This is a genomic window from Cupriavidus sp. R6-3 (assembly GCF_059772245.1).
Window position 1 is genome coordinate 1 of record NZ_JCBAJO010000323.1, and the last position, 4115, is coordinate 4115.

Annotated in this window: 5 protein-coding genes; all 5 read right to left on the reverse strand. The window is 69.9% G+C overall.

Annotated features, from left to right (window positions below; translation table 11 throughout):
• On the reverse strand, positions 1–797 hold a 797-nt coding region (locus tag AC6EI8_RS24810), incomplete at its 3' end, for a DNA-methyltransferase (protein ID WP_498383168.1).
• Complete coding sequence (trpB, locus tag AC6EI8_RS24815; protein WP_149317001.1) at positions 797–1990, reverse strand: tryptophan synthase subunit beta; 1194 nt, start codon at positions 1988–1990, stop codon at positions 797–799. The genes trpB and AC6EI8_RS24810, both read right to left, overlap by 1 nt.
• A gap of 114 nt (positions 1991–2104) precedes the next feature.
• On the reverse strand, positions 2105–2878 hold the full coding sequence (locus AC6EI8_RS24820; RefSeq protein ID WP_149317000.1) for a phosphoribosylanthranilate isomerase: 774 nt from the start codon (positions 2876–2878) through the stop codon (positions 2105–2107).
• Positions 2862–3686, reverse strand: a complete 825-nt coding sequence (gene truA, locus AC6EI8_RS24825) for a tRNA pseudouridine(38-40) synthase TruA (protein WP_150083588.1) — start codon at positions 3684–3686, stop codon at positions 2862–2864. The genes AC6EI8_RS24820 and truA overlap by 17 nt, the downstream gene beginning before the upstream one ends.
• A 10-nt stretch (positions 3687–3696) precedes the next feature.
• Positions 3697–4115, reverse strand: a 419-nt coding sequence (locus AC6EI8_RS24830; RefSeq protein WP_498383169.1) for a hypothetical protein, incomplete at its 5' end; no start/stop codon positions are given.

The following is a 4115-nucleotide window of genomic DNA, read 5'->3' on the forward strand; positions in this document are numbered from 1 at the left end:
ATCTCGAAGCCGACGAAGCGGCGCCCATGCCGGGCGCAGGCCACCGCGGTGGTGCCGCTGCCGGTGAACGGATCGAGCACCAGCCCGCCGGGCGGACAGCTGGACAGCACCATCCGCTCGACGATCTGCAGCGGCTTCTGGGTCGGATGGTCGGCGCGCTCCGGGTCCTGCCGATGGATGCGCGGCACGCTCCACAGGTCCTTCGGGTTGTAGCCGACCTCCAGCCACTTCTTGCCCTCGAAGCGCGGCCGGCTGCGCGCCTTCTTGGTCTCGGCGTCGTACGGCACGCGCACCGAGTCCAGGTCGAAGTAGTAGTCGCGCGCCTTGGCGAAGAAGCCGATGTTGTCGTGCACCGACGAATACTTGCGCGTGGTGCCGCCCATGCTGGGCACGCGCCGGTCCCAGATGATCTCGTTGACCATCGTCAGCCGGCGCTTGAGCATCACGAACAGCTCGGGCGAGTACTGCCAGGTGCAGAACAGGTACAGCGAGCCGCGCGGCGACAGTTTGGGCACCACCGCGTCGATCCAGCGCTCGGACCATTCCAGATAGGCCTGGCCCGACAGCCGGTCCGAATCGTTGCCGTAGTCCTTGCCGAGCCCGTAGGGCGGGTCGGCGACCACGAGATCGATCGAACCGTCGGCCAGCCGGCGCACGCCGTCGAGCACGTCCTCCTGGTACAGCAGGGCTGGCAGCGCCGGCGCGGCGGTCAGCGCGATCGCGTCGCCGCCGCCGACCGTCGGCGTGGTGGTATCCGCGGCGGCGGCGCCCGGTGCGGCTTCGGGAAGCGTGCGCATCAGAGCGTCAACCCCGCACGTTCGGCGACCGTGTGCATGTCCTTGTCGCCGCGCCCGGACAGATTGACCAGCAGCAGCTTGTCCTTGGGCAGCGTCGGCGCCAGCTTGCACGCGTAGGCGATCGCATGGCTCGATTCGAGCGCCGGGATGATGCCCTCGATGCGGCAGCAATCGTGGAAGGCGCGCAGTGCCTCGTCGTCGGTGATGCAGACGTACTCGGCGCGGCCGCTGTCCTTGAGCCACGCGTGCTCGGGACCGACGCCCGGATAGTCCAGCCCCGCCGACACCGAATGCGTCTCGATGATCTGGCCGTTCGGATCCTGCAGCAGATAGGTGCGGTTGCCGTGCAGCACGCCGGGGGAACCGGCGCTGAGCGACGCAGCGTGCCGGCCGGTGTCGATGCCGTCGCCGGCCGCCTCGACGCCGATCAGCCTGACGTCCTGGTGGTCGATATACGGATAGAAGATGCCCATCGCGTTGGAGCCGCCGCCGATGCAGGCGATCACCGCATCGGGCTGCCGGCCGGTCAGCTCGGGCATCTGCACCTTGGCCTCCTCGCCGATCACGCACTGGAAATCGCGCACCATTGCGGGATACGGGTGCGGGCCGGCGACGGTGCCGATGATGTAGAAGGTGTTCTCGACGTTGGTCACCCAGTCGCGCATCGCCTCGTTCAGCGCGTCCTTCAGCGTCCTCGAACCGCTCTCGACCGGCACCACGGTGGCGCCGAGCAGCTTCATCCGGTAGACGTTGGCGGCCTGGCGCTTGATGTCCTCGGCGCCCATATAGACCACGCACTCCATGCCGAAGCGCGCGGCGATGGTGGCGGTGGCCACGCCGTGCTGGCCGGCGCCGGTCTCGGCGATCACGCGCGGCTTGCCCATCTTCCTGGCAAGCAGGGCCTGGCCGATCACGTTGTTGATCTTGTGCGCGCCGGTGTGGTTCAGGTCCTCGCGCTTGAAGAAGATCTGCGCGCCGCCGAGCGTCTCGCTCCAGCGCTGCGCATGGTAGATCGGCGACGGCCGGCCGACGAAGTGCTTCAGCTCGCGGCGGAATTCGGCGTCGAACTCGGCGTCGTTCTTCAGGCCGGCATAGGCCTCGCGCAGTTCGTCCAGCGCATGGGTCAGGGTCTCGGAGACGAAGGTACCGCCATAGGGGCCGAAATGGCCGCGGGAATCGGGCAGGTTGTACATGAGTGGGGCTTCCGGGTGGCGCGGCCGTCCTCGATGGATCGGCCGCGGCAGGGGAACAGGGTGGCTTGCGGGACCGGCGCGATGTCTGTCATCGGCGCCGGTCGGTCGCCAGGCTCAGGCGGCGTGGTTGGCATCCGCGGCGCGCACCGCGCGCACGAAGTCGGCGATGCGGGCGGGATCCTTGACGCCCTTGGCCGCCTCCACGCCGCTGCTGACATCGACGGCGTAGGGGCGCACGCGCTCAATCGCGCCAGCCACGTTTTGCGCGTTCAACCCACCACTCAAAACGATGCGAGGAGCGGCGCTTGCGGTTCGATTGCCGTTGCATGGTGATGTGCTGGGGCTAGGCGCAATCCATCCGGGAGGGATCAGGGTCCAGTCGAAGGCGTGGCCGCCGCCGCCATAGCCTTCGACGAAGGCATCGAGCAGGATGGCCGCGGCGTCACGATATTGATCGCCGAATTCTACCAAATCGAGGCCGGGGCGCACACGCGCGGCGCGCAGGAACGGCAGCCGGCAGCGCTGGGCGGCGCGCGCGCAGTCCTGCGCGCTCTCGTCGCCGTGGAACTGCAGCAGCGACAGCGGCACGCGCTCGGCCACGTGGGCGATGTCCTCGGCGTCGGCATTGACGAACAGGCCGACCACCGCGACGAAGGGGCCGGCGGCCTCGGCCAGCGCCGCGGCGCGGGCCACGTCGACATGGCGGGGACTGCCGGGATAGAACACCAGCCCGATCGCATCGGCGCCGGCGTCGACCGCCGCGCGCACATCGTCCTCGCGCGTCAGCCCGCAGATCTTGATGCGGGTGCGCGGGCGGACCGGCACAAACTCGGCCGGCGCAGCGGCGGGCGCGGCTGCGGCGCCGGGCGCGCTAGTTGGCGAAGGCATCGGCAAACACTCCATGAAACAGGCTGCCGGCCGGATCGGCGGCCGGGATGCCATAGGGCTCAGGATACCTGACCCCGGCCAGATACAGGCCGTCCGGCATGAAGGTGGGCGCGGCCATGCTGCGCTGGCGCGAGGCCAGCACCTCGGCCAGCCACGAGGCCGGATAGCGACCCCGCCCCACCGCCACCAGGCAACCCATCAGGTTGCGGACCATGTGGTGCAGGAAGGCGCTGGCGCGAAAACGCAGGAACACCCAGTCGCGGTCGGCGTGGATGCGGATCTCGTACATCGTCTTGACCGGCGACTTCGCCTGGCATTCGGCGGCGCGGAAGGCCGAGAAATCGTGCTCGCCGATCAGGCAGGCGGCGGCCTCGCGCATCGCATCCACGTCGAGCCGCTTGCCCGGCGGCAGCATCAGGTAGCCGGCGCGGCCGTGCACCAGCGGCGCGCGGTGCGGTCCGGTATAGAGCGCGTAGTAATAGGTCCGCTCGAAGGCGGCAAAGCGCGCGTGAAACGCCTCGTCGACCGGCTTGGCCCATTGCAGCGCGATCGTCGGCGGCAGGAAGGCATTGACGCCGCGCACCCAGGAGAACGGTTCGCGCGACAGCACGGTATCGAGATGGATCACCTGCCCCAGCGCATGCACGCCGGCATCGGTGCGCCCCGCCACGGTGGTCGGAAGCCGCTCGCCGGCGAAGCGGGCGATGGCGTCCTCCAGCACGTCCTGCACGGTATTGCGATGCGGCTGGGACTGCCAGCCGGAGAAGGCGGTGCCGTCGTAGTGGAGGCCGAGGGCAAGACGGGTCATGGATGCGGGGTTACGGACGCGGGGGCGTGTCGGCGGGCTTGTCGGGGGGCGCCATGATATCAGGCGAGCCCTTGCGGGGCCGGTCGCCCGGGTCGTTGGCGTCGGCGTCGGCGTCGGCGGCGTCGGCGGCATCTGCGGCATGGCGGCCGGCATCCCCGCCGGCATCGAGGTCGAGCGAGATCCCGCCGAGGTCGAAGGCCAGCGGGCGGGGCATGGGCGCGGCGGCGCGGGCGGTGTGCGATACGCCGCCGGCGCCCTCGTCGCCGTCATTGACCTGGATGCCCTCGTTGCCCGCGTCTGCCTCGATGTCCTCGATGTCCTCGATGTCATCGATGTCCTCCATGCCCTCGTCGGCCTCGATGCCCTCGCCAGCCTCGTCGCCCTCGCGGGCCGCGATCGAGGGACCGGCGAAGGCCTGCGCCGCGGACG

Bases quoted from the DNA above. Each gene is read 5' to 3' on its own strand.
- trpB (WP_149317001.1), bottom strand. From the start codon at position 1,990: ATGTACAACCTGCCCGATTCCCGCGGCCATTTCGGCCCCTATGGCGGT.
- AC6EI8_RS24820 (WP_149317000.1), bottom strand. From the start codon at position 2,878: ATGCCTTCGCCAACTAGCGCGCCCGGCGCCGCAGCCGCGCCCGCCGCT.
- truA (WP_150083588.1), bottom strand. From the start codon at position 3,686: ATGACCCGTCTTGCCCTCGGCCTCCACTACGACGGCACCGCCTTCTCC.